Annotated in this window: 22 protein-coding genes, 1 rRNA gene and 1 pseudogene; 5 read left to right on the top strand and 19 right to left on the bottom strand. The window is 74.4% G+C overall.

Annotated elements, in window-relative coordinates; all coding sequences use genetic code 11:
- Positions 1-181 precede the first annotated feature (181 nt).
- Together WA788_RS28890 and WA788_RS28885 are read right to left on the bottom strand one after the other, a co-directional pair.
- Complete coding sequence (locus WA788_RS28890) at positions 182-805, bottom strand: NUDIX hydrolase (protein ID WP_335982213.1); 624 nt, start codon at positions 803-805, stop codon at positions 182-184.
- Positions 806-892: 87 nt separating this feature from the next.
- On the bottom strand, positions 893-2,551 hold the full coding sequence (locus WA788_RS28885) for a CTP synthase (RefSeq protein WP_335982331.1): 1,659 nt from the start codon (positions 2,549-2,551) through the stop codon (positions 893-895).
- Positions 2,552-3,093: 542 nt separating this feature from the next.
- On the opposite strand from WA788_RS28885, the gene WA788_RS28880 reads away from it, so the two are divergent.
- Positions 3,094-4,920: a glycoside hydrolase family 15 protein gene (locus WA788_RS28880; protein ID WP_335982329.1), complete on the top strand. Its 1,827-nt coding sequence runs from the start codon at positions 3,094-3,096 to the stop codon at positions 4,918-4,920.
- A gap of 51 nt (positions 4,921-4,971) precedes the next feature.
- Here WA788_RS28880 and WA788_RS28875 read toward each other — a convergent pair whose 3' ends face one another.
- From WA788_RS28875 to WA788_RS28845, 7 genes are all read right to left on the bottom strand, one after another.
- Positions 4,972-6,099, bottom strand: a complete 1,128-nt coding sequence (locus WA788_RS28875) for a glycosyltransferase family 4 protein (protein WP_335982211.1) — start codon at positions 6,097-6,099, stop codon at positions 4,972-4,974.
- Between the two features lie 154 nt (positions 6,100-6,253).
- Positions 6,254-7,084 (bottom strand): hypothetical protein, encoded by an 831-nt coding sequence (locus tag WA788_RS28870; RefSeq protein ID WP_335982209.1) that lies wholly within the window; start codon positions 7,082-7,084, stop codon positions 6,254-6,256.
- Between the two features lie 86 nt (positions 7,085-7,170).
- Positions 7,171-8,949: a DNA repair protein RecN gene (gene recN / locus WA788_RS28865; RefSeq protein ID WP_335982207.1), complete on the bottom strand. Its 1,779-nt coding sequence runs from the start codon at positions 8,947-8,949 to the stop codon at positions 7,171-7,173.
- Between the two features lie 86 nt (positions 8,950-9,035).
- Positions 9,036-10,046: an NAD kinase gene (locus WA788_RS28860; RefSeq protein ID WP_335982206.1), complete on the bottom strand. Its 1,011-nt coding sequence runs from the start codon at positions 10,044-10,046 to the stop codon at positions 9,036-9,038.
- Entirely contained in the window at positions 10,043-10,849 is an 807-nt protein-coding gene (locus WA788_RS28855; RefSeq protein WP_335982205.1) for a TlyA family RNA methyltransferase, read from the bottom strand. Before WA788_RS28855 ends, WA788_RS28860 begins: the two co-directional genes overlap by 4 nt.
- A 7-nt stretch (positions 10,850-10,856) precedes the next feature.
- On the bottom strand, positions 10,857-11,165 hold the full coding sequence (locus WA788_RS28850) for a hypothetical protein (protein ID WP_335982203.1): 309 nt from the start codon (positions 11,163-11,165) through the stop codon (positions 10,857-10,859).
- Positions 11,158-12,129 (bottom strand): histone, encoded by a 972-nt coding sequence (locus tag WA788_RS28845; protein ID WP_335982202.1) that lies wholly within the window; start codon positions 12,127-12,129, stop codon positions 11,158-11,160. Before WA788_RS28845 ends, WA788_RS28850 begins: the two co-directional genes overlap by 8 nt.
- A 150-nt stretch (positions 12,130-12,279) precedes the next feature.
- Here WA788_RS28845 and WA788_RS28840 point away from each other — a divergent pair, with 150 nt between their 5' ends.
- Entirely contained in the window at positions 12,280-12,627 is a 348-nt protein-coding gene (locus WA788_RS28840; protein WP_335982201.1) for a sterol-binding protein, read from the top strand.
- Here WA788_RS28840 and WA788_RS28835 read toward each other — a convergent pair.
- Genes WA788_RS28835 through WA788_RS28825 form a run of 3 tightly spaced genes read right to left on the bottom strand, consistent with a single transcriptional unit; the run spans position 12,575 to position 15,803 of the window.
- Positions 12,575-13,612 carry an ABC transporter ATP-binding protein gene (locus WA788_RS28835; protein ID WP_443034107.1) on the bottom strand — a complete coding sequence of 346 codons (1,038 nt, stop codon included), beginning with the start codon at positions 13,610-13,612 and terminating at the stop codon, positions 12,575-12,577. The genes WA788_RS28840 and WA788_RS28835 overlap by 53 nt on opposite strands.
- A gap of 56 nt (positions 13,613-13,668) precedes the next feature.
- Positions 13,669-14,742: a FecCD family ABC transporter permease gene (locus WA788_RS28830; protein ID WP_443034106.1), complete on the bottom strand. Its 1,074-nt coding sequence runs from the start codon at positions 14,740-14,742 to the stop codon at positions 13,669-13,671.
- A complete protein-coding gene (locus tag WA788_RS28825; RefSeq protein ID WP_435131743.1) occupies positions 14,739-15,803 on the bottom strand; it encodes a FecCD family ABC transporter permease in 1,065 nt (354 codons plus the stop codon). The genes WA788_RS28830 and WA788_RS28825 overlap by 4 nt, the downstream gene beginning before the upstream one ends.
- A gap of 56 nt (positions 15,804-15,859) precedes the next feature.
- Here WA788_RS28825 and WA788_RS28820 point away from each other — a divergent pair, with 56 nt between their 5' ends.
- Together WA788_RS28820 and WA788_RS28815 are read left to right on the top strand one after the other, a co-directional pair.
- Positions 15,860-16,909 (top strand): ABC transporter substrate-binding protein, encoded by a 1,050-nt coding sequence (locus WA788_RS28820; RefSeq protein WP_335982197.1) that lies wholly within the window; start codon positions 15,860-15,862, stop codon positions 16,907-16,909.
- Between the two features lie 4 nt (positions 16,910-16,913).
- Positions 16,914-17,786 carry a siderophore-interacting protein gene (locus tag WA788_RS28815; RefSeq protein ID WP_335982195.1) on the top strand — a complete coding sequence of 291 codons (873 nt, stop codon included), beginning with the start codon at positions 16,914-16,916 and terminating at the stop codon, positions 17,784-17,786.
- A gap of 27 nt (positions 17,787-17,813) precedes the next feature.
- On the opposite strand, the gene WA788_RS28810 is transcribed toward WA788_RS28815, so the two are convergent.
- The 4 genes from WA788_RS28810 to WA788_RS28795 form a co-directional block, all read right to left on the bottom strand.
- Positions 17,814-19,049, bottom strand: coding sequence for a mannosyltransferase family protein (locus WA788_RS28810; RefSeq protein WP_335982193.1), 1,236 nt, complete (start codon positions 19,047-19,049; stop codon positions 17,814-17,816).
- A 182-nt stretch (positions 19,050-19,231) separates the two neighbouring features.
- Positions 19,232-19,753 carry a hypothetical protein gene (locus WA788_RS28805; RefSeq protein WP_335982191.1) on the bottom strand — a complete coding sequence of 174 codons (522 nt, stop codon included), beginning with the start codon at positions 19,751-19,753 and terminating at the stop codon, positions 19,232-19,234.
- The gene (locus tag WA788_RS28800) at positions 19,746-20,279 is read right to left on the bottom strand and encodes a SigE family RNA polymerase sigma factor (RefSeq protein WP_335982189.1); all 534 of its coding nucleotides are present in this window, start codon (positions 20,277-20,279) and stop codon (positions 19,746-19,748) included. The genes WA788_RS28805 and WA788_RS28800 overlap by 8 nt, the downstream gene beginning before the upstream one ends.
- Positions 20,280-20,403: 124 nt before the next feature.
- Positions 20,404-21,426, bottom strand: coding sequence for an HAD-IIA family hydrolase (locus WA788_RS28795; RefSeq protein WP_335982187.1), 1,023 nt, complete (start codon positions 21,424-21,426; stop codon positions 20,404-20,406).
- 91 nt (positions 21,427-21,517) lie between these two features.
- On the opposite strand from WA788_RS28795, the gene WA788_RS28790 reads away from it, so the two are divergent.
- A complete protein-coding gene (locus WA788_RS28790) occupies positions 21,518-22,825 on the top strand; it encodes a DUF1015 domain-containing protein (protein WP_335982185.1) in 1,308 nt (435 codons plus the stop codon).
- A gap of 426 nt (positions 22,826-23,251) precedes the next feature.
- Here the strand turns inward: WA788_RS28790 and WA788_RS28785 are convergent.
- From WA788_RS28785 to rrf, 3 genes and pseudogenes are all read right to left on the bottom strand, one after another.
- Positions 23,252-23,921, bottom strand: a pseudogene (locus tag WA788_RS28785) (hypothetical protein); the annotation flags it as partial.
- The gene (locus WA788_RS28780; protein WP_335982183.1) at positions 23,906-24,991 is read right to left on the bottom strand and encodes a hypothetical protein; all 1,086 of its coding nucleotides are present in this window, start codon (positions 24,989-24,991) and stop codon (positions 23,906-23,908) included. The pseudogene WA788_RS28785 and the gene WA788_RS28780, both read right to left, overlap by 16 nt.
- Positions 24,992-25,184: 193 nt before the next feature.
- Positions 25,185-25,301 (bottom strand): 5S ribosomal RNA (gene rrf / locus WA788_RS28775).
- Between the last annotated feature and the right edge of the window lie 127 nt (positions 25,302-25,428).

Genomic DNA, 25,428 nt, shown 5'->3' with positions numbered 1-25,428 from the left:
GGTGGTGCCCCGGGAAGGGGGCGCGTCGAGCCTAGTTCACGCCGGGCCCCACGCCCCCGGGCCCGTGGCCGACGGCGGCGCCAATGATCACCCTTTCAGATCACCCCGCGCCCTCGGACCGCTGCCCTTCACACCCCGCTTCCCGCATCCTGCTCCCTGCTCTCTGCCGCGGACGGCTCCGCTACGCGGTGAACGGCCGCGCCGGCCACGGCGCCTCGGCCGGCCGCAGGGCGTCCAGCCCGCCGGAGGCGATCGCCGCGTTGAGCGCGAGCACCCCGACCACCAGGCAGCTGTTGTGGAGTTCGCCCGCCAGCACCGCCTGGACCAGCTCGGCCAGCGGCACCCGCGCGTACTCCAGGTCGGCCTCCTCCTCGCTGACCGCGAAGCGCTCGCCGTCCGCGTCGGAGACGCCGCGGGCCAGGAAGACCCGCACCGCCTCGTCGGAGCCGCCGGGGCTGGTGTAGATGTCGGCGAGCACCCGCCAGTCCTCGGCCTTGGCGTGCGCCTCCTCGTACAGCTCGCGCTGGGCGGCGTGCAGCGGGTTCTCACCGGGGATGTCGAGCAGCCCGGCGGGGATCTCCCACAGCTTCTGCCGGACCGGGTGCCGGTACTGCTTGAGCACCAGGACGCGGTCGGCGTCGTCGAGGGCGAGGACGGCGACCGAGCCGGGGTGGACCTGGTAGTCGCGGCTGGCCGTGGAGCCGTCGGGCATCACCACGTGGTCGGTGCGCACACCGGTCTTCTTGCCGGTGAACGGCGTGGCGGTGGCCGTGACCTGCCACTCCTGCGGGGTGTCCTGGAGCATGCTGCGCCTTCCGGGATGTCAGGGAGTCGGATCACCGCCGGCGTACGGGGACGCCGGCGGGGAGTCGGCGGGGACGCCGGTGGGGCGTCAGCGCTTCGCCTGGGCGGCGACCGCGGCCTTGACCAGGCCGGCGAAGAGCGGGTGCGGCCGGGTGGGGCGCGACTTCAGCTCCGGGTGCGCCTGGGTCGCCACCAGGTACGGGTGCACCTCGCGGGGGTACTCGACGTACTCCACCAGCTTGTCGTCGGGCGAGGTGCCGGAGAAGACCAGGCCGGTCTTCTGCTCCAGCTCGGCCCGGTAGGCGTTGTTCACCTCGTAGCGGTGGCGGTGGCGCTCCTCGACGCGGGGCCGGTCGCCGTAGACCTCGCGGACGATGGAGCCCTCGGCGAGCTGCGCGGGGTAGGTGCCCAGGCGCATGGTGCCGCCGAGGTCGCCCTTGCCGTCCACGATGTCGAGCTGCTCGGCCATGGTGGAGATCACCGGGTGGGGGGTGGCCGGGTCGAACTCGGTGGAGTTGGCGTCGGCGATCCCGGCGAGGTTGCGGGCGGCCTCGATCACGATGCACTGGAGGCCCAGGCACAGGCCGAGCAGCGGGATGCGGTTCTCGCGCGCGTAGGTGATGGCGCGGACCTTGCCCTCCACACCGCGGTCGCCGAAGCCGCCGGGCACGCACACCGCGTCGACGCCGGCGAGCTGCGCGGCGGCGCCGGCCGGGGTCTCGCAGTCGTCGGAGGCGACCCACTTGACGGCGACGCGGGCGTTGTTGGCGAAGCCGCCGGCCCGGATCGCCTCGGTGACCGACAGGTAGGCGTCGGGCAGGTCGATGTACTTGCCGACCAGGGCGACGGTGACCTCGTGGGCGGGTTCGTGCACCCGCTTGAGCAGGTCGTCCCACTGGGTCCAGTCCACGTCGCGGAAGGGCAGGTCCAGGCGGCGCACCACGTAGGCGTCCAGGCCCTCGGTGTGCAGGACCTTGGGGATGTCGTAGATGGAGGGGGCGTCGATCGCGGCGACCACCGCGTCCTCGTCGACGTCGCACATCAGGGAGACCTTGCGCTTGATGGCGGTGGGCACCTCGCGGTCGGCGCGCAGCACGATCGCGTCGGGCTGGATGCCGATGTTGCGCAGGGCGGCCACCGAGTGCTGGGTCGGCTTGGTCTTCAGCTCGCCGGACGGGCCGATGTAGGGCAGCAGGGAGATGTGCACCACGAAGACGTTGTCGCGGCCGACCTCGTGGCGGACCTGGCGCACCGACTCCAGGAAGGGCAGCGACTCGATGTCGCCGACGGTGCCGCCGACCTCGGTGATGACCACGTCGACGTCCTCGCCGGCCATCCGCCGGATACGGGACTTGATCTCGTTGGTGATGTGCGGGATGACCTGGACGGTGTCGCCGAGGTACTCCCCGCGCCGCTCCTTGGCGATCACCGTGGAGTAGACCTGGCCGGTGGTGACGTTGGCCGAGCCGGCGAGGTTCACGTCCAGGAAGCGCTCGTAGTGGCCGATGTCGAGGTCGGTCTCGGCGCCGTCGTCGGTGACGAAGACCTCACCGTGCTGGAACGGGTTCATCGTGCCCGGGTCCACGTTCAGGTACGGGTCGAGCTTCTGCATGGTGACGCGCAGGCCGCGTGCCTTGAGCAAGGCGCCGAGGCTGGAGGCGGTGAGCCCCTTGCCCAGCGACGAGGCCACCCCGCCGGTGACGAAGATGTGCTTGGTCGTCGTGGATTTCGGCGCACTGTTCAGCAATGAGGCCAAGAGGGGGCTCCCGTGGTCGCGAGGTGAGTGTCGGGCGGCGCTCGGGTCTGGCGCGCCGCCGCGGCGGTTCAGTGGTTCACAGCCCACCGGCCCACGGGCTACCAGGGTATCAGCGCCGCCGGGCGCGATGGGCGACAGGCGCGGACCGCCGGGGAGTGTGCACCGCGCGACGGCCGCATGGCGATGGTGTGAGGAAACGGTGGCGACCGCGGGGACGCCGGGTGCCGATCGCGTGCCCGGGGCTCGGCGTGCGAGGCTGGACGGCGGGCGCTCACCGCGTCTGCCTGCGGCGACGTCCGCTCCGCGGCCGCCGGGCGGCGGGGCCACCCGACCGGCTCAATGAAGATCAGCGAGAGGCACGCACGGCTCGCTGGGAGGACGTATTCTGCTCGAACGCATTGCGCGAGCGACCGGCACGGCACATCCCCGCCCCCCTCCGGATCACTAGCTCGTCCACAGTTCCAGAGCTGACTCGCCGAAGGAATTGCCCCCATACCGCAAGACCGTCCCAGCGGGGGCGGCGCCGTGTTCGACTGGAGTTTCACGTGGCAGGGCGTATCGAGGACTACGCACTCATCGGTGACATGCAGACCGCCGCACTGGTCTGCAGGGACGGCACCGTCGACTGGCTGTGCCTTCCGCGGTTCGACTCGCCGGCGGTCTTCGCCGGCCTGCTCGGCACCGACCAGCACGGCTTCTGGCGGATCGGCCCGGCTGTGCCCGAGGGTGCGAGGACACCGGACGCGACGCGCCGCCACTACCGCGGCGAGTCGCTGGTCCTGGAGTCGGAGTGGGACACCGCGACCGGCACCGCCCGGGTGATCGACTTCATGCCGCCGCGCGACGGCGCGCCGCAGGTGATCCGGATAGTGGAGGGCGTCAGCGGCAAGGTGGCCATGCGCTCCTCGCTGCGGATGCGCTTCTCCTACGGCCAGGTGGTGCCCTGGGTGCAGCAGGTCGGGGACCGCACGGTCGCGGTGGCCGGGCCGGACTCGGTCTGGCTGGACACCGATGTCGAGACCTACGGCGAGGACCTGACCACCTACAGCGACTTCACCGTCTCCCCCGGTGACCGGGTCTGCTTCACCATCAGCTGGGAGCCGTCGCACAAGCCGCAGCCGTCGCTGCCCGGCCCGCAGGGCTCGCTCGCCGCGACCGAGGACTTCTGGCGCGAGTGGGTCGAGCAGTGCACCTACTCCGGCCCCTACCGCGAGGCCGTGATCCGCTCCCTGATCACGCTCAAGGCCCTCACCTACGGGCCGACCGGCGGGATCGTCGCCGCGCCCACCACCTCCCTGCCGGAGGACATCGGCGGGGTGCGCAACTGGGACTACCGCTTCACCTGGCTGCGGGACGCCGCGATCACCCTGTCGTCGCTGCTGCGCACCGGCTACCGCGAGGAGGCCCGCGCCTGGCGCGAGTGGCTGCTGCGGGCGGTGGCCGGCGACCCGGAGAACCTCCAGATCATGTACGGCATCGCCGGGGAGCGCGAGCTCGGCGAGAACACGCTGCACTGGCTGCCCGGCTACGAGAACTCCTCGCCGGTGCGGATCGGCAACGGCGCCGCGCACCAGCTCCAGCTCGACGTGTACGGCGAGGTCACCGAGGCGCTGCACCTGGGCCACATGACCGGCCTGGCGCGCAACGACTACGCGAGCGTGCTCCAGCTCAAGCTGATCCGCTACCTGGAGAAGCACTGGATGGAGCCCGACGAGGGCATCTGGGAGGTGCGCGGCCCGCGCCGCCACTTCGTGCACTCCAAGGTGATGGCCTGGGTGGCCGTCGACCGCACCGTCAAGCTCATCGAGTCCGGCGAGATCGAGGGCCCGCTGGAGCAGCTGAAGGAACTGCGGGACGAGATCCACTACGACGTGTGCGAGAAGGGGTACGACAAGGAGCGCAACACCTTCACCCAGTCGTACGGCTCGCGCGAGTTGGACGCCTCGCTGCTGCTGATCCCGCAGATGGGCTTCCTGCCCCCGGACGACAAGCGGGTGATCGGCACCATCGAGGCGATCCAGCGGGAGCTGTCCACGGCGGACGGCTTCGTGCTGCGCTACCCCACCTCCAGCGGCGACGCGAGCGGCGAGGAGAACCTCGACGGGCTGCCCGGCGACGAAGGGGCCTTCCTGGCCTGCTCGTTCTGGCTCGCCGACGACCTCGCGATGATCGGGCGGGTGCAGGAGGCGCGGCGGCTCTTCGAGAAGCTGCTCGCCCTGCGCAACGACCTCGGGCTGCTCGCGGAGGAGTGGGACCCGCGGCGCCAGCGCCAGGTGGGGAACTTCCCGCAGGCGTTCAGCCACGTCCCTCTGATCGACACCGCGCTGCGCCTGACCGCCTGCGGCGCGCTGGAACCGTAGCCGGGCGGACGGCCTCGCGGCCGGGTGGACGGCCCCTGGAATCCCGGCGGTTCAGGGGCCCGCCAGTTCGTCGTAGATGCTGAGGACCTGGGCGACCGTGTCGTCCTCGGTGGGCCAGGTCGCCGCCTGGGCGCGGCCCGCGATCGCCAGGGCGGCCCGGCGCTCGGGGTCGGCGAGCAGGTCCACGACGGCGCGCGCCAGGACGTAGGGGTCGCCGTAGGGCACCAGGTGGGCGGCGTCACCGACGAGTTCGGGGGTGCCGCCGACCGCGGTGGCGACCAGCGGCACCCCGGCGTGCAGCGCCTCCTGCGCGATCAGGGGGCGCCCCTCCCAGCGGCTGGGCAGCACCACCAGGTCGGCGGCGGACAGCAGTTCGGGCACGTCGTCGCGCCGCCCGAGCAGCGCCACCGGCAACTTCTCGGCCTCGACGCGCTGTTCCAGCGCCGCCCGCTGCGGCCCCTCCCCCGCGATCGCGAGCAGCGGCCGCAGTTCGGAGTCGGCCCAGTACGCGGCGGCCGTCAGCAGGAAGTCGTACCCCTTGGCCGGTTCGAGCCGGCCGACGGCCAGCAGCAGCGGCCGCTCCTCGGCGCCGAACTCGGCCCGCACGCGCTGCTTCCTGCGCTCCCCGTCGGCCGGCAGCAGCGGCGGTCTGGGCTGCGGCCGCGGTACGGCCGCCGGCGCCAGCCGCACGTCGCGGGCGCCGTGGCCGCGGGCCCGGTCGACCAGGTCGGAGGAGACCCCGAGCACCACCGTCGCCGCCCGCACCGCCCGGCGCTCCAGCCAGCGGACCATCGGCCCGGCCCGGCCGTCCGCGGGCGTCTCGCCGCCGTGCCAGGTCACCACCAGCGGCACCCGGCGGCCGCCGAGCGCGAGCGCGGAGAGCAACCCGGCCCGCAGGCCGTGCGCGTGGACGACGCCCGCGCCGCTGAAGGCGGTGCGCAGCGCGGCCAGCGCGGGACCGTCGGCGGCCGCGCTGCGGCCGACGTCGACGGGCAGGAAGCGGGCCCCGCCGGTCCCGAAGCCGTACTCGGTGTCGGTCCCGGCCGGGCCGCAGACGGTGACGTCCACCCCGCGTGCCACCAGCCCGGCGGACAGCGAGCGGACGTGCGCGCCCGCCGCCGCGCCCAGTACGTGCACGGCGTGGAGCTGCCCTTGAAGGGGGTGCGGGCTGCTGCTCACGCGGGTGGGGCTCCTGACTCGGGGTGTGCGGACACGGCCGCGGAAGGCCGCGGGCGAAGGGGGCGCGGCTACCGGCGCCCGCTCCAGGATGCCAGGCCCTGGCCCGGGCCTGACCGCCCAGGAGGGCGCGAATGCCGCCCGTCCGCGCCCCGGATCACCCGTACGGGTGGGGCGTTCGACCCCAGGCGTCGAACCGGCGTACCACCGGCGCGCTCCAGAACCGCTGCCCCGCCCCCACCCGGTCCCCCACCGCGGCCAGCGCGACCACGACCGCGGCGTGCGCGACCAGCGCGCCGCGCCCGTCGGCGAGCGCGAGTGCCGCGCCCAGCGCCGCACCCAGCGCGTGCGCGCCCGCGTCGCCGAGCATCGTCCGCTCGTGCAGGTCGTCGCCGAGCACCGCGGCGGCCGCGCCGAGCGGCGCGGAGGCCAGCACCGCGCCCGGGCCGCGCCGCAGCAGCCCCGGCAGCCCGGCCGTGATCACCGCTTTCGCGGCGCGGCCGGGCGCCACGTCGGCGAGGTTCACCGCGTGCGCGCTGCCCGCGATGACGACCCCGGCCAGCACCTGGTCGAGCGGCCGGGCCTTGAGCAGCGCGCCCGCGGCCAGGCCCGCCGCGCCGATGCCGAGCAGCTTCACCCCGCCCGAGGTCAGCCGCCGCTCGCGCAACGCGCCCAGGTGGGCGGCGAAGCCGCGCTCGCCGGGGACGCCCTTCTGGTCGTCGTAGGCACCGCACGCGCCGGCCGCGAGCGCCGCGCCGACCGCCGCGATCCGGGCCCGTACGCTCACCCCGCGGGCGGCGGCCATCGCCGTCGCCGCGCCGGCCGCCGCCGCCAGCCCGCCGTACAACTCCACGCCCCGGCCCGCGTAGTTGGTGCGCTGCCACATCCGCGCCTCCACCGGGGGGCGGCGGCGCAGCTGCCGGTAGGCGGCCCTGGTGGCCGCTGCCGCCGACGCGGCGACCGATACGTGCCCGCTGCTCCGGTTCACCGTGTGCGGCTCCTCGCCGTAGTGACTCGCGTTCGTAACGCCGCGCGCCAGGCCCGGCCGGGCGTGGCGCGGCGAGGGGCGGGGGCTCAGCGGGACGCCTTGGCCGCGGCGAGGAGTTCCTCGGCGTGGGCGCGGCCCAGCTCCGAGTCCTCCAGCCCGGCGAGCATGCGGGACAGCTCGCGCACCCGGTCCTCGCCTTCGAGGACGGACACGCCGCTGCGCGTGACCGACCCGTCGTTGGTCTTCTCCACCAGCAGTTGCCGGTCGGCGAACGCGGCCACCTGCGGCAGGTGGGTGACGACGACGACCTGGGCGGTGCGCGCCAGCCGGGCCAGCCGCCGGCCGACCTCGACCGCGGCCTTGCCGCCGACCCCGGCGTCCACCTCGTCGAAGAGGTAGGTGGGCACCGGGTCGGAGCCGGCGAAGACCACCTCGACGGCGAGCATCACCCGGGACAGCTCGCCGCCCGAGGCGCCCTTGGCGATCGGGCGCGCCGGGGAGCCCGGGTGCGGGGCGAGTTGAAGTTCGACCTCGTCGGCGCCGGTGGGCCCGTAGAGCACCGCGCGGCCGCCGACCTCCACGCCGGCGTCCGGGTCGGCCGCCTCGGTCTGGCGGATGCCGACGGTGACGCGGGCGTGCGGCATCGCCAGTTCGGCGAGTTCCGCGGTCACGGCGACCGCGAACCGCTCGGCGGCCTCCGTACGGGCGTCGGTCAGGCGCTGGGCGAGCGCGCCGAGTTCGGCGCGCAGCGCGTCGCGTTCGGCGGTCAGTTCGGCGATCCGGTCGTCGTCGCCCTCGAGTTCGTCCAGCCGGGCGGCGCTGCGCCGGCCCCAGGCGAGGACCGCGTCGATGCCGCCGCCCTCCGCCGTGTCGGCGGCGTCGGTGCCGTACTTGCGGACCAGGTGGGCCAGGACGGACCGCCGCTCCTCGACGGCGGCCAGCCGCAGCGGGTCCGCGTCGAGGTTGTCGGCGTATCCGGCCAGCTCCCCGGCGACGTCCCCGGCGAGGATGCCGATCTCGCCGAGCCGGGCCGCGAGGTCGGCGAGCACCGGGTCATGGGCGCTGACCGCGTCCAGGGCGCGCTGGGCGGCCGCCACCAGGGTGCCCGCGTCGACGCCCTCGGGGTCCTCGGGGTTGCCGGCCAGGCCCGCGTGCGCGAGCGTGGCCGCGGCGGCCAGCGCCTCGGCGTTGCCCAGGCGCTCGGCCTCGGCGGCCAGTTCGGTGTCCTCGCCCGGCAGCGGCTCGGCCGCGGAGATCTCCTCCACGCCGAACCGCAGCAGGTCCGCCTCCTGGGCGCGTTCCCGGGCGCGGGTGGTGAGCTCGTCGAGCTGCTCGGCGACCTCGCGCAGCCGCCGGTAGGCCGCGCCGTACGTCGCCAGCGGGCCGGCGACGGCGTCGCCCGCGTACCGGTCCAGGGCCTCGCGCTGCCGCGCCGGGCGCAGCAGCCCCTGCTGGTCGGTCTGGCCGTGCACCGCCACCAGTTCGTCGGCGAGTTCGCCGAGCAGGCCGACCGGCACCCCCCGGCCGCCGACGTGCGCGCGGGACCGGCCCTCGGCCGACACCGTACGGCTGATCAGCAGCGCGCCGTCATCCAGTTCGGCGCCCGCCTCAGCGGCCCGCACCGCGGCCGGCGCCTGCGGGTCGAGGCCGATCCTGCCCTCGACCACCGCCTGTTTGGCGCCGATCCGCACCAGCGCCGGGTCGGCGCGGCCGCCGAGCAGCAGCCCCAGGCTGGTGACGACCATGGTCTTGCCCGCGCCGGTCTCGCCGGTCACCGCGGTGAAGCCGGGGGACAGCTCCACCACGGCATCCTCGATGACTCCGAGCGACCGAATCCGCATTTCCTCCAACACGGATACGACCATACGAGGTTTCGGCTGGCCGTGGGACCGCCCGGGGTACCCGTTCGCATGAGTCGGGGGTACCGACCGCACCGGACCACCCCGGTGGGTCAGGGCACGACGACCCCGCGCCAGCCGGAGACGGGCAGTGCGAACTTCGCCACCAGGCGGTCGGTGAACGAGGCGTGGTGCAGCCGGGCCAACCGGACCGGCACGGCGCCGCGCCGCACCTCCACCCGGGCACCGGGCAGCAGTTCGACGGTGCGCCGCCCGTCGCACCACAGCACCCCGTACTGGGACTGCGGCTGCACCTCGACCGCCAGCACCGACCGCGGCGAGGTGACCAGCGGCCGGGCGAACAGCGCGTGCGCGCTGATCGGCACCATGAGCAGCGCCTCGACCTCCGGCCACACCACGGGGCCGCCGGCGGAGAACGCGTAGGCGGTGGAGCCGGTCGGCGTGGCGCACACGACGCCGTCGCCGCCGAACCCGGAGACCGGGCGGCCGTCGACCTCGGTGACGACCTCCAGCAGGCGTTCGCGGGACGCCTTCTCCACCGACGCCTCGTTGAGCGCCCAGTCGGTGTGGACGATCCGGCCGTCGTTGCGCACCAGGACGTCGAGGGTCATCCGCTCCTCGACCTCGTACTCCTTGGTGACGACCCGGTCCACGACCTTGTCGAGGTCGTCCCGCTCGGCCTCGGCGAGGAAGCCGACCCGGCCGAGGTTGACGCCGAGCATCGGCACCCCGGAGGCGCGGGCGAACTCCGCGCCGCGCAGCAGGGTGCCGTCACCGCCCAGCACGATGATCAGTTCGCAGCCCTGGACCGAACCCGGACCGACCTCGCCGACGAGTTCGACGGCGGGCGGCAGCGGCAGGTCTGCGGCCTCGTCCTCCAGCAGCCGCACCCCGATGCCGCAGCGCATCAGCCCGTGCACCACCCGCTCGGCGCTGCGGATCGCCGACTCGCGGCCGGTGTGGGTCAGCAGGAAGACGGTGCGGCCGGCGGCCGCGGCCCCGTCCGCCGGATCGGCGGCAGCCGCGGGCACGGACGCGTCCCCGGACCCGGGCTCGGACCCGGCCTCGGACGCGGATTCGGACGTATTGGACAGCTCGCTCATCGGGGCCCCTCCGCCACAGCACGGTCGACTTCGGCCGGGTCCAGCGCGGGGGCGCCGGAGCGCAGCCACAGAAAGTACTCCACGTTCCCGGACGGGCCGGGCAGCGGGCTGGCGGTGACGCCGAGCGCTCCCAGCCCGAGTACGGCGGCCTGCTCGGCCACCTTCCGCACGCTCTCGGCGCGCAGTCGGCTGCTGCGGACCACGCCGCCGCTGCCCAGCCGCTCCCGGCCCACCTCGAACTGCGGCTTCACCATCAGCACCAGGTCCGCGTCCGGCGCGGCGCACCGCACCAGCGCGGGCAGCACCAGGCCGAGCGGGATGAACGACAGGTCGCCGACGACGAGGCCGACCGGCCGGCCGTCGATCGCCTCCAACGTCAACTCCCGTACGTTGGTGCGGTCCTTGACGGTGACCCGGTCGTCGCTCTGGAGCGACCAGGCGAGTTGGCCGTAGCCGACGTCCACCGCGACCACCTCGGCGGCGCCCGCGCGCAGCAGCACGTCGGTGAAGCCCCCGGTGGAGGCCCCGGCGTCCAGGGCGCGGCGGCCGGCCACGGTCAGGCCGCGCGGGGTGAACGCGGCCAGCGCACCGGCCAGCTTGTGGCCGCCGCGCGAGACGTAGTCCGGGTCGCCGTCGTCCTTCGCGACGACCAGGGCCGCGCTGGTCTCCACCTGCGTGGCCGACTTGGTCGCGGTCGCCCCGGCCACGGTCACCCGGCCTGCGGCGATCAACTGCCCGGCGTGCTCGCGGGAGCGCGCGAGTTTCCGGCGCACCAGCTCAGCGTCGAGTCGGCGTCGTGCCACGTACGGTTCAGCCCCTGTTCTCGTCCAGCGCGGTCAGTGCGTTCCGCAGTCCTGCGTGCACATCTTCGTAGACCTCGATGTGCGCGTCGGTGGGGAGCGCGTCCGCGTCCCGCAGCCGCTCAACCGCGGCGTCGACGTCAGCATTCCCCGTCGCCTCGACCGCCACCCCCAACGGCTCCACCCGCTGCGAGGCTTCGGCCGCCCCGCCCGGCTCCTCGCTCGGGGCCGGGGCGGTCTGCTGCGCCGCGGGCGGCTCCGCCGGGGGGTGGGGGTGGAGGTGCGGGTCGAGTCCCGGCAGATCGTAGCTTTCACTCATCGCCTGTGCCCTTTGGGGTGGCGGGCGTCCCCGTACCGCCGGACCCCGCCGCCGGGGTGCGCTTGGCGGGGGCCTTCCTGGCCGGGGTGCTCTTCGCGGCCGCGGTCTTCTTGGCGGCGGCCTTCTTCTCAGCTGCTTTCTTTACGGCTGCCTGCTTGGCGGCCGTCGTCTTCGCGGGGGCCTTCTTGGCGGGCGTCTGCTTCGCCGCTGTTTGCTTCGCCGGTGCGGGCCGTGCGGCGGTCTCCTCCGCGGGGGTGCCCGTGGTTGCCGCCTTCTTGGCGGGGGCCTTCTTGGCGGCGGTCTTCTTGGCCGCGGTCGCCTTCGCGGGTGCCTGCTTCGCGGCGGTCTTCTTGGCTGCCGTCTTCTTCGCTGCCGTCTTCTTCGCTGCCGGTGCGGCCTTCTTCGCCGGTGCGGGCTTCGCGGACGCGGGCTTCCCGGGCGCGGCGGTCCTGCGGGGGTTGGCGACCGAGGTGGGGGCCGGTTCGGTGTCGACCCGGACGTGTTCGACGGGTGGCGCCGCGGGCGGGGTGCGCTGCGCCCGTTCCTTGGCGGTGGCGGTGGGGGTGGGAGCCGGGGCCCGGGTACGGCCCGCGCCCGGGGCGCCGTCCGGACCGGTGTCGGCCCCAGGCTGCTCCAGGTTCCTGATCCGGCGCTCCAGCGCCTCCAGGACGACGCCGACCTTGGTGACCTCGTCGGCGAGCCGGCCGACTCGGCTCATCGCCTTGTCGACCTCCTCGCGGACGATGCCGAGCAGCAGGTCGCGGTTGGCCCGGCCGGAGGCGACCAGCTCGTCCGCGAGGGTCTGCACCTCCTGCGGGATGGCCGCGCCGATCCGCTCCTGGAGGGCCGCCGGGTCGATACCCGCCTGGTCGAGCATCTCCCGTGCGGCCTCTGCCGCACGGCGGCGGGTGGCCTCGGTCAGGCCGCCCGCGATCTGCAGACAGGTACGCAGCGCGTCCCGCATCGCTCACACTCCTCGCCTCGCCGTCGGCGCATGTCGCCGCCCACTGGTGCACGCGGTGACGACGCTACCTCTTTCCGTCGCCGCTCCCCGAGCGCGGGCCCTGCGGTACCGTCATCCGGACGTACCGACCACCGGGAGACATCTCAGCCGATGGCCACCATCGAGGAGTGCCGCAGCGCGCTCGACACCCTTGCGGCGAACCTCGCGAAGGCCGAGGGCGCCGTCCGCGACGCCACCGCCCTGGAACGCTCGCTGAGCTGCCACCTCACGGACCTGGACGTCACCTTCGCCGGCAAGCTGGCGGGCAGCAGCATCCAGGACGTGGTGACGGTGCCGGGCGTCCCCCGGCAGAAGGCGCAGATCCGGCTGGCGATGACCGGCGACGTGCTGGTCGGGCTGGTCGGCGGCGAGTTGAACTTCGCGAAGGCGTGGGGCTCCGGCCGGGTCAGGGTGCAGGCGAGCCTGCGGGACCTGCTGAGGCTGCGCTCGCTGCTGTAGCGCCACCGCCCCGGTCCGTACGGTCCTCCGCGCCGTCTTCGGCCGTGGCCGTACGGGCCTCGTCCCCCTCTGCCGTGTCCGTACGGTCCTCGTCCCCTTCGGCCGCGTCATCGGTCTTGCCCGCCGCGCGCCGGGCGGCGGGCACCACCAGGGGCGTGCCGCTCTCCGGGTCGTCGATGATCCGGCACCGCACCCCGAAGACGCGCTCGACCAGTTCGGTGGTGAGGATCTCGGCGGGCGGGCCCTGGGCCTCGATCCGGCCGTCCTTCATGGCGATGAGGTGCGTGGCGTAGCGGGCAGCCTGGTTGAGGTCGTGCAGGACCGCGACGAGGGTGCGGCCGTGCTGCTCGTGGAGTTCGGCGCACAGGTCGAGGACGTCGATCTGGTGCTGGATGTCCAGGAAGGTGGTCGGCTCGTCGAGGAGGAGCAGCGGGGTCTGCTGGGCGAGGGCCATCGCGATCCAGACGCGTTGCCGCTGCCCGCCGGAGAGTTCGTCGACAAAGCGATCGGCGAGGGCGTCGATGCCGGTGGCGGCCATCGACTCGTCGACGATCCGCTCGTCCTCGGGCGACCACTGCCGCAGCAGGCCCTGGTGCGGGTAGCGGCCGCGGGCGACCAGCCCGGAGACGGTGATGCCGTCGGGCGCGACCGAACTCTGCGGGAGCAGGCCGAGGGTCCTGGCCACGGCTTTCGCCGGGAGGGACCCGATCGCGTGGCCGTCGAGCAGCACCCGGCCCTGCGCCGGCCTGAGCAGCCGGGACAGGGCGCGCAGCAGGGTGGACTTGCCGCACGCGTTGGGGCCGACGATGACGGTGAAGGAGCGGTCGGGTATCGCGACCGAGAGGTCCTCCGCGATGACCCGCTGGTCGTAGCCGAGGGTGACGGACTCGGCGGTGAGGCGGGGGCCGCCGGACGGTTCGCCGTCCTGGCCGCGGCCCGGCGTCTTCGCGGTGGCGGTTGTCGACTTGTCGGTGCCGCGGAACATCCGGCGGAACCCCTTTCCCGGTCGGGCCGTCGCCGGCCGCGCTGACTGCTTGCCGCTCATATCCGCCCCGCTTTCCGCTCGCTGACCAGCAGCCACAGCAGGTAGCCGCCGCCGAGCACCCCGGTGGCCACGCCGACCGGCACCTCGCCCGTCCCGAAGGCGCGCTGGGCGGCCCAGTCGGCGGCCACCAGCAAGGTCGCGCCCATGAGGGCGGAGGGCACGAGGGCGACGCCGGGCGAGCGGGTCAGGCGGCGCGCCAGTTGGGGTGCGGTGAGCGCGACGAACGAGATCGGGCCCGCGGCGGCGGTCGCGGAGGCGGTGAGCAGCACCGCCGCCAGGACCGTGACGAGCCGGACGCGCTCGACGCGTACACCCAGCGCGCTGGCGGCGTCATCACCCATCTCGGTGATCCTCAGCGCGCGTCCGCTGATGACGAGGGTCGGCATGAGGACGACGGCCGCGCCCAGCAGCGGCCACGCCTGCGACCAGTCGCGGCCGTCCAGCGACCCGGTGATCCACACCACGGCCCGGGCCGCGTCCACGATGTCCGCCTTGACCAGCAGGTAGCTGTTGACCGCCGACAGCACCGCGGACGCGCCGATGCCGACCAGCACCAGCCGGTAGCCGTGCACCCCGCGCTTCCACGCCAGCAGGTACACCGCGATCCCGGTGAGCAGCCCGCCGGCGACCGCGCCGATCGCGACCTGGTACGAGGAGCCCTTGAGCAGCACGATCACGATGAGCGCGCCGGCCGCCGAGCCCTGGCCGAAGCCGATGACGTCCGGGCTGCCCAGCGGGTTGCGGGAGACGGTCTGGAAGGCGGCACCGGCCATGCCCAGGCTCGCGCCGACCAGCAGCGCCACCACGACCCGCGGCAGCCGCAGTTGGCGCACGATGAAGTCCTGCCCGGCGTCGCCGTGGCCGGTGAGGCTGCGCACCACGTCGAGCGGGGCGATGTGGTAGTCGCCGGTGCCGATGAGCACCACGGAGATGGCCAGCGCGACCACCAGCAGGCCCGCGCAGACCAGCAGCGAGCGCCGGTCGACCGGCAGCGAGAGGTGGCCTCGGCGCAGCACGGTCCGGTGCGGGGCCGCGCTCCGGCCGGGGGTCCGGGTCAGGGTCCGGCTCACAGTTCGGCCATCCTTCGGCGTCGGACCAGCGCGATGAAGACGGGGCCGCCGATGACGGCGGTGACGATGCCGACCTGGAGTTCGGCGGGCCGGGTGACGACCCGTCCGATGACGTCGGAGCCGAGCAGCAGCACCGGCGAGAGCACCGCGGCGTAGGGGATGATCCAGCGCATGTCGGGGCCGGTGATGCCGCGCACCACGTGCGGCACCATCAGGCCGACGAAGACGATCGGCCCGCACGCGGCGGTCGCGGCGCCGCACAGCAGGGTGATCGCGGCCATCACCAGCACGCGGGTGCGGGTGAGTTTCGCGCCGAGGCCGCGCGCGGTGTCGTCGCCGAGCGCGACGGCGTTCAGCGGGCGGGCGGTGGCCAGGGCGAGCACCGCGCCGACCGCGAGGAAGGGCGCGACGTCCCGCACGGTGGACATGTTCGCCGAGGCGAGCGAGCCGACCTGCCAGAAGCGCATCCGGTCCAGGGCGACCTTGTCGGTGAGTTCGACGGCGGTGGTCCAGCCCTGGAGCAGCGCGGTGATGGCGGTGCCGGCGAGCGCGAGCCGTACCGGGGTCGCCGAGCGGCTGCCGCCGATGGCGTAGACGAGCACGGAGACCACCGCGGCGCCCACCAGCGCGAACCAGACGTAGCCGGTGGTGGAGGTGACCCCGAGGAAGCTGATCCCGGAGACCACGGCGGCGGCCGCACCGGCGTTGACGCCGAGCAGGCCCGGGTCGGCGAGCGGGTTGCGGGTCAGCGCCTGCATGGCGGCCCCGGCGACACCGAGCGCGGCGCCGACGACCAGGCCGAGTACGGTACGGGGCAGCCGCAGTTTGCGGATGACCACGTCGTCGTCCGTGCCGGTGTAGTGGAACAGGCCGTGCCACACGTGGCCGACGGGCACGTTCCGCGCGCCGATCGCGATGCTCGCCACCACCACGACGGCGAGCAGCCCGACGGCCAGCAGCAGCCCGGCGGCCCGGCGCGCGTCGGCGCGCGCGACGCTGCCGCGCGCTGGGGCGGACGGGGGCCCGGTGTCCGCCTGGGGCGGGGAGTGTCGGTCGACCAGCACGGACTTAGGTTAGCCTACCCTCGCCAGTCCACTTCGAGCAGAGCGGTAGCCCCATGCACGCGTCCCGTTTCGCCCCAGTCTCCGAACCGTCGCGCCGAGGGGTGCTCGCCGCGGGCGGGTCCGTCGGTCTCGGCGCGCTGCTGGCCGCATGCGGCGGGTCGTCCGGCTCCGGCTCCGACGCGGCCTCCTCCGGCGGCAAGGACACCAAGGCCGGCGGCCCTTGGAGCTTCACCGACGACCGCAAGAAGACCGCCAAGGCCGACCGCATACCCGCGAACCTCGTCGCCTACACCGGCACCGCCGCGGCCCTGCACGACTACGGCGTCGAGTGCACCGGCGTCTTCGGCCCGACCACCCTCAAGGACGGCTCGCCCGACCCGATGGCCGGCGACCTCGACGTGAAGAAACTCACCGTGATCGGCAACGCCTGGGGCGAGTTCAACATCGAGAAGTACGCCGCCCTGGACCCCGGCCTGCTCGTCAGCCACATGTACCAGGCCCCCACGCTCTGGTTCGTCCCCGACGACAGCTCCGCGAAGATCCTCGCCCTGGCGCCCAGCGTCGGCATCAACGTCGCCGGGGTCCCCCTCACCACGCCGCTCCAGCGCTACGCCGAACTCGCCGCGTCCCTGGGCGCCGACATGGCCGCCGGCACCAACGCCGCCCAGAAGGCCCGCTTCGAGAAGTCCTCCGCCGCCCTGCGCGCGGCCGTCAAAGCGCACCCCGGCATCACCGTCATGGCCGGCTCGGCGAGCGCCGACTCGCTGTACGTCTCCACCCCCGCCGCCGCCTCCGACCTGCGCTACTACCAGAGCCTCGGGGTGGACTTCATCGTCCCGAACCAGGTCAAGGGCGGCTTCTTCGAGACGCTGAGCTGGGAGAACGCCGACAAGTACCAGGCGGACATCATCATGCTCGACAACCGCACCGCCACCCTCCAGCCCAAGGACCTCACCGGCAAGCCCACCTGGACGAAGCTCCCCGCGGTCAAGGGCGGCCAGGTCGTCGGCTGGCCCAGCGAGCCGATCTTCTCCTACGCCAAGTGCGCCGACCGGATCGACGCCCTCACCCACGCCATCACCTCCGCGAAGAAGCTGGTCTGACACCGTGAACGACCGCCCCGTGAACGAGCGCCCGTACCAGTTCTTCCACCCGCGGGTCGTGCGCACCCGGCAGCTGTCCCCCACGCTGCGCCGCGTCGTGCTCGGCGGCGCCGGCCTCGCCCGGATCGTCACCGGCGGCCGCGACCAGCGCGTCAAGCTCTTCCTGCCGCGCCCCGGCCAGTCCGCGCCCGTCCTGCCCGAGGTCCTCGACGACGACTGGTACGCCCGCTGGCGCGGCCTCGACCCGGCCCTGCGCGGCGTGATGCGCACCTACACCGTCAGCGCCGTCCGGCCGCAAACCGCCGAACTCGACATCGACTTCGCCCTGCACGGCGACCTCGGCCCGGCCTCCCGCTGGGCCGCGCGGGCCTGCCCCGGCGACCGCGTCGCGCTGCTGGCACCCGTCGTCGAGGACAACGGCGGCATCGAGTTCCGCCCGCCGGCCGGCACCGGCTGGGTGCTGCTCGCCGCCGACGAGACCGCGCTGCCCGCCGTGGCGAACATCCTCGCCGCGCTCCCCGCCGGACTGCCGGTCCGCGCCTTCGTCGAGGTCGGCCACCCCGACGACCGCCGCCACCTGCCCACCCGGGCCGACGCCCGCGTCACATGGCTGGTCCGCGCCGGCCACGACCGCACCACACCCCTGCTGGACGCCGTACGCGCCACCGCCGCCCCCGACGGGGCCGCGCCCTACGCGTGGCTGGCCGGCGAGTCCGGCTGCGTAAGGGCGCTGCGCCGCCACCTGGTGACCGAGCGCGGAATGGACCGCAAGGCGGTCTCGTTCACCGGCTACTGGCGCCAGGGCCGCACCGAGGACGACCTGCTCCGCGCCGCCGTCGCCGCGGCCGAGGCGCAAGCACAGACGGCCGCCGCCTGACCGCCGCCGGGCACCGCCAGGCCGCCCTCACCCCGCCCACCGCCCGGTGAAGAAGGCCAGCGCCAGCACGGTGCCCAGCGGCCCGGCCACCGCGAAGTAGGCGGTGCGCAGCCGCGGCCGGACCGCGGTCGCCGCGCACAGCGACGTCCACAGCGGCCACCACAGCAGCGCCGCCCGCGGGATCGACATGTACCAGTACGACGTGCCCAGCGCCCACAGGCTCAGCCCGACGTACACCCCCTCCGCCCACCGGCGCCGCACCAGCAGGAACACCAGCAGCACCGTCCCGGCGGCCATCCCGACCAGTTCGGCCTGGAACATCACCGCGTACCCCGTGCCCTGGGTGTGCCCGAACGCCGCGGTCCACGTGTGGTGCCAGGCGCTCCACGGACTGTGGAACTGCCGCGCCCAGCCCCGGTCCTCCGCGTCCTTCCACGCCAGCCAGTCGCCGGTACGCGAGTGCAGGTAGGCGCTGTACAGCAGCGGCGGCAGCGCGGGCAGCGCCAGCCACGGCAGCGGGCGCAGGTCGCGCGGCCGCCGCACCGCCACCAGCAGCTGGACCACGAGCGCCGCCACCAGGAACAGCCCGGACACCCGCACCGTGCACGCCAGGCACGCCAGCACCGCCGCCCGCGCCCACTCCTCCCGGCGGGCCGCGAGCCACGCGGGCAGCGCCAGTGCGAGGAACAGCGACTCGGTGTAGCCCGCGGCGAGGAACACCGCACACGGCGACAGCAGGAACAGCGCGGCCGTCCGCCGCGGCGCGCCCGCACCCGGCTGGTCCAGCCCGGCTATCCGCCCCAGCGCCACCACCGCGACCGCGCCGGCGGCGAAGGAGACGGTCAGCCCCGCCGCCGTCCAGTCGCCGATCACCGTGTGCACCGCCCGCAGCACCAGCGGGAAGCCGGGGAAGAACGCCTCCCGGTTGTCCCAGCCGACCTGGCCGGGGCCCGGCGCGCCCGCCGGGAAGTAGCCGTCCCGCGCGATGTGCAGGTAATACGCCCAGTCCCACTGCTGCCACGGCGCGAGGACCGCCGCCGGGTGGCGGCTGTCCCCATCGGCCGGGAAGAGCCAGCGGGCGCAGTACTCCGTGCCCCACAGCCCGGCCCGCGTCAGGACGTACAGCCACAGCACGTCGCGGTCGGCCCGCGTCAGCCGGCCGGTGAACCGCCGCACCGAGAAGGGGCGCCGGCGCCGAGCACCGGGGCGCTCCGGCTCGGACTCGGCCGCCTCGACGGTCGGCAGGGCAGGGGAGATCGTCATGAACGGACCTTTCGGGCTGCGTCCGGACGTACGACACCGCGCCCTGGCGGCCGGGGCGCGCGGGCGGGGGCGGTGCGGGATATCGGGATCAGGATGCGAAGCCGTCGATCGGAAGCGGGCGTTCGGGATACGGGGGACGGACGTGCGGGCGGGCGTATGGGCGGGATACGGGGTGCGGGCGCTCAGGGCGCCGTGGTCCGCGGGTAGGCCGGTGTGGTGCTCGCCGGGGAGGACGGCAGCCCGGTGGCACCGTCCGCGGCGCCGGTGCCCGGCACGCTGGTCGTGGTCGAGGGCGCCCGGGACAGCGTGGTGCCGGCCGGGTCCGCGCCGCGCACCGGGCCGCTGCTCGCGGTGCCCGGCGCGGTGGCGGACCCGCCCCCGCCGCTGCTCGTGCTGCCGGGCGGTACGGAGCCGCCGCCGCGCGGCAACGCCGAGACCAGCCCCGCGGCTGTTCCGGCGAGCACCACGGACAGCGCGGCCGCGGCCACCGCCGCACGCCGTCGGCGCCGCGCCGCTCCCCGCGCCCGGACCTCCGCCGGCGGCGCGGAACGCGTCCTGGCCTGCCCGTCGGCGGCGGCCGACTTGAACAGGGCGCGCAGCGGCTCGTCCGGACCATCAGGACCATCAGGACCGGACCCGCCGAAGGGCCCCGGCAGGCCGCCCAGGTCGTCGAAGTCGCCGTGCGCGTCGCGGTGTTCAGGCACCGGAAGCCTCCTCGTGCCGCGGATCGTTCAGGAGGTGGGCGAGCGCCGAGCGGCCCCGGACCAGATGCGTCTTGACGGTGCTCACCGACACCCCGGTCTCCGCCGCGATCTGGTCCACACTCAGATCGCAGACGTAGTGCAGGGTCAGCGTGCGGCGCTGCTTCGGCGGCAGCTCGCGCAGCGCCTCCACCAGCACCACCGGCTCCGGCCCCGGCCCCTCCGCGGTTACCGGCGGCCCGGTCCGGTGCCATGCCTCCGCGGTACGCCGCCGGCCCCGCCAGCGGCTCACCGCCAGCCGCCACGCGACCGTACGCACCCAAGCCTCCGGGCGTGCGTCGGACCGCAGTTGCCGCCGCCGACTCCAACCACGGACGAACGCCTCCTGCACGACGTCCTGCGCCTCTTGGTGATCGCCGAGCATCACGTACAACTGGCCGGTCAGCCGACCGACCGTCTGCGCGTAGAACTCCTCGAACTCCTCGACGGTCAACGATCGCTCCCGGGTCTGCTCGGTCTCACCGGGCATACGCTCGTCGGGCCCGATCCGGTCTACACCGCGTGCGACATCGCGACGTGACCTGCGTCATAGGGTGGATGCTCGGGGCGGCGCCGGGCATACCACCGCCCGCGGTGCCCGGCCCGACCGCGCCCTACAGCCCCAGCCGCCCGACCGCCTTCCCCGCGTCCAGGCCGCAACTCCCCTCGCCCGCACTGCTCCAGGCCGCCCCGCACAGCGCCCGCAGCCCGTCCAGCGGGTCGCCGTCGCCCTCCACCGCGAGCACGCCGCCCCCGGCCGACGCACTCCACCCCCCGCACACGGCGGCCCCCGCCGCACCCACCTCCACCGGCGGCTGCGCCACCAGCAACTCCCGCAGATCCCGCCCGACATACGTGGGCCGGTGCTTCGGCTCGGCCGCCAGCAGCGCCGCCGGGTCGGTCACCCCCGTCAGCACCAGCAGCGAGTCCACCCCGCCCGCGAACGCCCCCTCGATGTCGGTGTCCAGCCGGTCCCCCACCACCAGCGGCCGCCGCGCGCCGGTACGCAGCACCGTCTCCCGGTGCATCGGCGGCAGCGGCTTGCCCGCCGCCTGCGGGTCACCGCCCGTCGCGATCCGCACCGCCTGCACCGCGGCGCCGTTGCCCGGTGCGATGCCCCGCCCGCTCGGGATCGTCAGGTCCGTGTTCGACGCGAACCACGGCACCCCCCGGTTCACCGCGTACGCCATCTCCGCCAGCTGGGACCACCGCAGGTCCGGACCGTACCCCTGCACCGCCGCCACCGGGTCGTCGTCCGCGGAGTCCACCGGGACCAGGCCGCGCTCGCGCAGCGCCACCATCAGCCCCTCCCCGCCCACCGCGAGCACCTTCGCACCGGCCGGCACCTGGTCCGCGATCAGCCGCGCCACCGCCTGCGCCGAGGTGATCACGTCGTCCGCCCCCGCCGGGACCCCCAGCCGCGTCAGATGCTCGGCGACCGCGTCCGGCGTACGCGAGGCGTTGTTGGTGACGTAGGCGAGGTGCATGCCCTGCCGCCGCGCGGTGCCCAGCGACTCCACCGCGTGCGCGATCGCCTCCCCGCCCGCGTACACCACGCCGTCGAGGTCCAGCAGCGCGGTGTCGTACGCCGTGTCCAGCGGCTCGTCGCTGCGGTGCGGGCTGGTGCGGTACGTCATGGCGGGGCTCGCTCCTCGTCGGTGGGCTACCCCTCGATCATCCCCCATGCCGATCGGCCCCGGCGCCGCGAGGGCGTCGTAGCATGCGCGGATGACCGACACCGATCAGGACCACCCGCGGGGCCCTCACCTGGCGCCGTTCCGCGGGCTGCGCTTCGTACGGGAGCACGTCGGCAGCCTGGCCGCCGTCACCTCGCCGCCGTACGACGTCGTGGTACGCCCCGACGGCCAGCGCCATCTGGAGACCGCCGACCCGTACAACGTGGTCCGGCTGATCCTCCCGGACGCCACCACCCCCGACGCCCGGCACCGCAAGGCCGCCCGCACCCTGGCGCACTGGCTCGACCGCGGGGTCCTCGCCCAGGACCCGGCCCCCGCCCTCTACGTCTACGAGCAGCGCGACGGCGACCACCTCCAGCGCGGGGTGATCGGCGCCCTGCGGCTCAGCGGCCCCGAGGAGGGCGCCGTCCTCCCGCACGAGGACGTCATGCCCGGACCGGTCGCCGACCGCGCCGCCCTGATGCGCGCGACCGGGGCCAACCTCGAACCCCTGCTGCTCTCCTACCGCGACGGACCCGCCATCGCCGCAATCGTCGAACGCACCGCCGCCAGCGCGGAACCGCTGCTCGCGATCACCACCGAGGACGGCGTACGGCACCGGCTGTGGGCACTGACCGACCCCGCCGAGCTGACCGCGGTCGACGCCGAACTCGCCGCCCGCCAGGCCCTGATCGCCGACGGGCACCACCGCTGGGCCACCTACCGCCGGCTCCAGGCCGACCACCCGCCCGGCACCGGCTGGGACTACGGCCTGGTGCTGCTCGTGGACAGCGCCCGCTATCCGCTGCGGGTGCGCGCGATCCACCGGGTGCTGCCCGAGCTCGCGCCCGGCGCCGCCCTCGCCGCCGCGCGCGGCGCCTTCCGGGTACGGCGGCTGGCCGCCCAAGGCCTGGCGGAGGCGCTGGAGGCACTGGCGACGGCGAGCGGGGAGCCCGAGGGCGCGGGCCCTGGTGCGGCGGCCGGGCGTGCTGGGAACGCCTTCCTGCTGGCGGGCGAGGACTTCCACCTCCTGGACCGGCCGGACGCCGTGCTCCTGCGTGAGACGGTGCCCGACGACCGGCCCGAGCCATGGCGGCGGCTGGACGCGACCGTGCTGCACAGCCTGCTGCTCGACCACGTCTGGCGGGTGCCGGACTCCCCCGAGCACATCCGCTACATCCACGACGCCGAGGCCGCGGTCCGGCTCGCCCGTCAACTCGGCGGCACCGCCGTCCTGATGCACCCGGTGCACGAGGGCGTCGTTTTCGACCTGGCCCGGCAGGGCGTGATGATGCCCCGCAAGTCGACGTCGTTCGGGCCGAAGCCGGCCAGCGGACTGGTGATGCGGAGCGTGGAATAGGGGTGAGGGGAGCCGGAAAAGCGGCGGGGGCGGCATCCGCGTGGTCGCGGGTGCCGCCCCCGGTCCTACTGGTGGCGCCTACCGGTCAGTCGTCCTCGCGGTCCGACGGTGCCGGGGCGCGGAACGGCGAGTCGAGGAAGGAGGACGGGTCGGCCGGCTTCTCGTCGTCGGCCTTGTCGGAGGCGTCGGCCTCCGCGGCGTCGGCCGCGTCATCCGTGTCGTCCGCGTCGTCCGCCGCGCTGTCGGCTTCCTCGGCCGCGGGCTCGGCGTGCGACGAGACCTCGTCGTCGTCCGTGTCCTCGTCCTCGTCGTCCGCGTCCTCGTCGTCAGCGTCATCCGCGTCAGAGCCGTCGACCACGACCTCGTCGGTCAGGTCGTCGTCCTCGGCCGGCTCGGCCGCGCCGCCGGTCGGCGCCTCGGCCTCGTCCGCGTCACCGTCCGCGCCACTGTCCTCGTCCCCCTCGTCGAAGGCGTCCACGAACGCGACACCGTCGAGCTGGGCGAGCCGGTCGGACGCGTCGGTCGTCCCGTTGTGGTCGGCCTCCAGCGCCTTGGCGAACCACTCGCGGGCCTCGTTCTCGCGGCCGACCGCCAGCAGCGCGTCCGCGTAGGCGTACCGCAGCCGGGCGGTCCACGGGTGGATGGCGTTCGCCGCCAGCTCCGGGCTCTGGAGGGTCACCACTGCGGCCTCGGCCTGGCCGAGGTCCTGGCGGGCGCCGGCCGCGACCAGCCGCATCTCGACCTGCCCGGCCTTGTCCAGCTTGTGCACCTCGGGCGCCCCGGCCATCTCCAGCGCCCGCTCGGGCCGGCCGAGCCCGCGCTCGCAGTCGGCCATCACCGGCCACAGGTCCACCGTCCCGGTCATCCGGCGCGTGGTGCGGAACTCCGCCAGCGCCTCCGAGTACCGCTCGGTGGCGTACGACGCGAAGCCCGCCGCCTCCCGCACCGCGGCGACGCGCGAGGCGAGCCGCAGCGCCACCCGCGAGTACGCGTACGCCTGCTCCGGGTCCTCGTCCAGCAGCCGCGCGACCATCACCAGGTTGCGCGCCACGTCCTCCGCGAGCGTCTTGGGCAGGCTCATCAGCTCCTGCCGCACGCTCGGGTCGATCTCCTGGCCGGTGACCTCGTCCGGGATCGGCAGCCGCCTGATGGGCTCGCGGTCGTCACGGCGCTCGTCGCGGCCACCGCGGCTCTCGAACCGGCCGCGGCCCTGCACCACCGGGCGCCGGCCGTGCCCGCGGTCCCGGTCGTCGTCGCGCCGCGGACCACGGGGACGGTCGTCACGGCGGTCATCGCGCCGATCATCCCTGCGGAAGCCACCCCGGTCGTCGTCACGACGCGGACCACGCGGACGGTCATCGCGGCGGTCGTCACGGCGGAAGGCACCGCCCGGGCGGTCGTCGCGCCGATCATCGCGCCGGTCGTCACGGGGACGGTCGAAGCGCGGACGGTCGTCACGCCGGTCATCCCTGCGGAAGCCACCCCGGTCGTCGTCGCGACGCGGACCACGCGGACGGTCGTCACGGCGGTCGTCCCGACGGAAACCACCGCGGTCGTCGTCCCGACGCGGACCACGCGGACGATCGTCACGCCGGTCATCGCGGGGACGGTCGAAGCGCGGACGGTCACCACGGTCGTCACGGCGGAACCCACCGCCACCCTGACGGTCATCGCGCGGGCGGTCGTACCGCGGACGGTCGTCACGCCGGTCGTCTCGGCGGAACCCACCGCCCCCACCGGGACGGTCGTCCCGACGGAAGCCACCACGGTCGTCATCACGACGCGGACCACGCGGACGATCGTCACGCCGGTCATCGCGGGGACGGTCGAAGCGCGGACGGTCACCACGGTCGTCACGGCGGAACCCACCGCCACCACCAGGACGGTCGTCCCGACGGAAGCCACCACGGTCGTCATCACGACGCGGACCACGCGGACGGTCATCACGCCGATCATCGCGGGGGCGGTCATAGCGCGGACGGTCACCGCGGTCATCACGACGGAACCCACCGCCCCCACCGGGACGGTCGTCCCGACGGAAACCGCCGCCACCCTGACGGTCATCGCGCGGGCGGTCGTACCGCGGACGGTCATCACGCCGGTCGTCACGGCGGAACCCGCCACCGCGGTGGTCATCACGACGGGGACGGTCGTCTCGACGGTCATCACGCCGATCCTCGCGGCGGTGTTCGCCGCGTTCGGGTCGGTCTTCGGGTGCGTTGGGCATCGACGTGACTCCTGTCGGATCGTACTGCTGTGGTTCAAGTCTCGCGTAGCGGCCGGGGAGGCGCGCTGCGCGGAAAACAAAAAGGACCCCTGGTCCCAGCGCTCAGGCCAGGACCAAGGGTCCAGAAAGATTGTTCGGCGGCGTCCTACTCTCCCACAGGGTCCCCCCTGCAGTACCATCGGCGCTGAAAGGCTTAGCTTCCGGGTTCGGAATGTAACCGGGCGTTTCCCTAACGCTATGACCACCGAAACACTATCGGGTCATCCCGCATATACGGGATTTCGACAGAGTCCGAGCGAACAAGCACACTTTTCAGTTGAATGTTCACCGGATGCGACTGTTCGCAACCCGGGAACCAAACAGTGGACGCGAGCAT

Origin of the sequence: Streptomyces sp. CA2R106, from assembly GCF_037034245.1 — a bacterium.
Taxonomy (GTDB): Bacteria; Actinomycetota; Actinomycetes; order Streptomycetales; family Streptomycetaceae; genus Actinacidiphila.
This window is presented reverse-complemented; position numbering and strand designations above follow the sequence as displayed.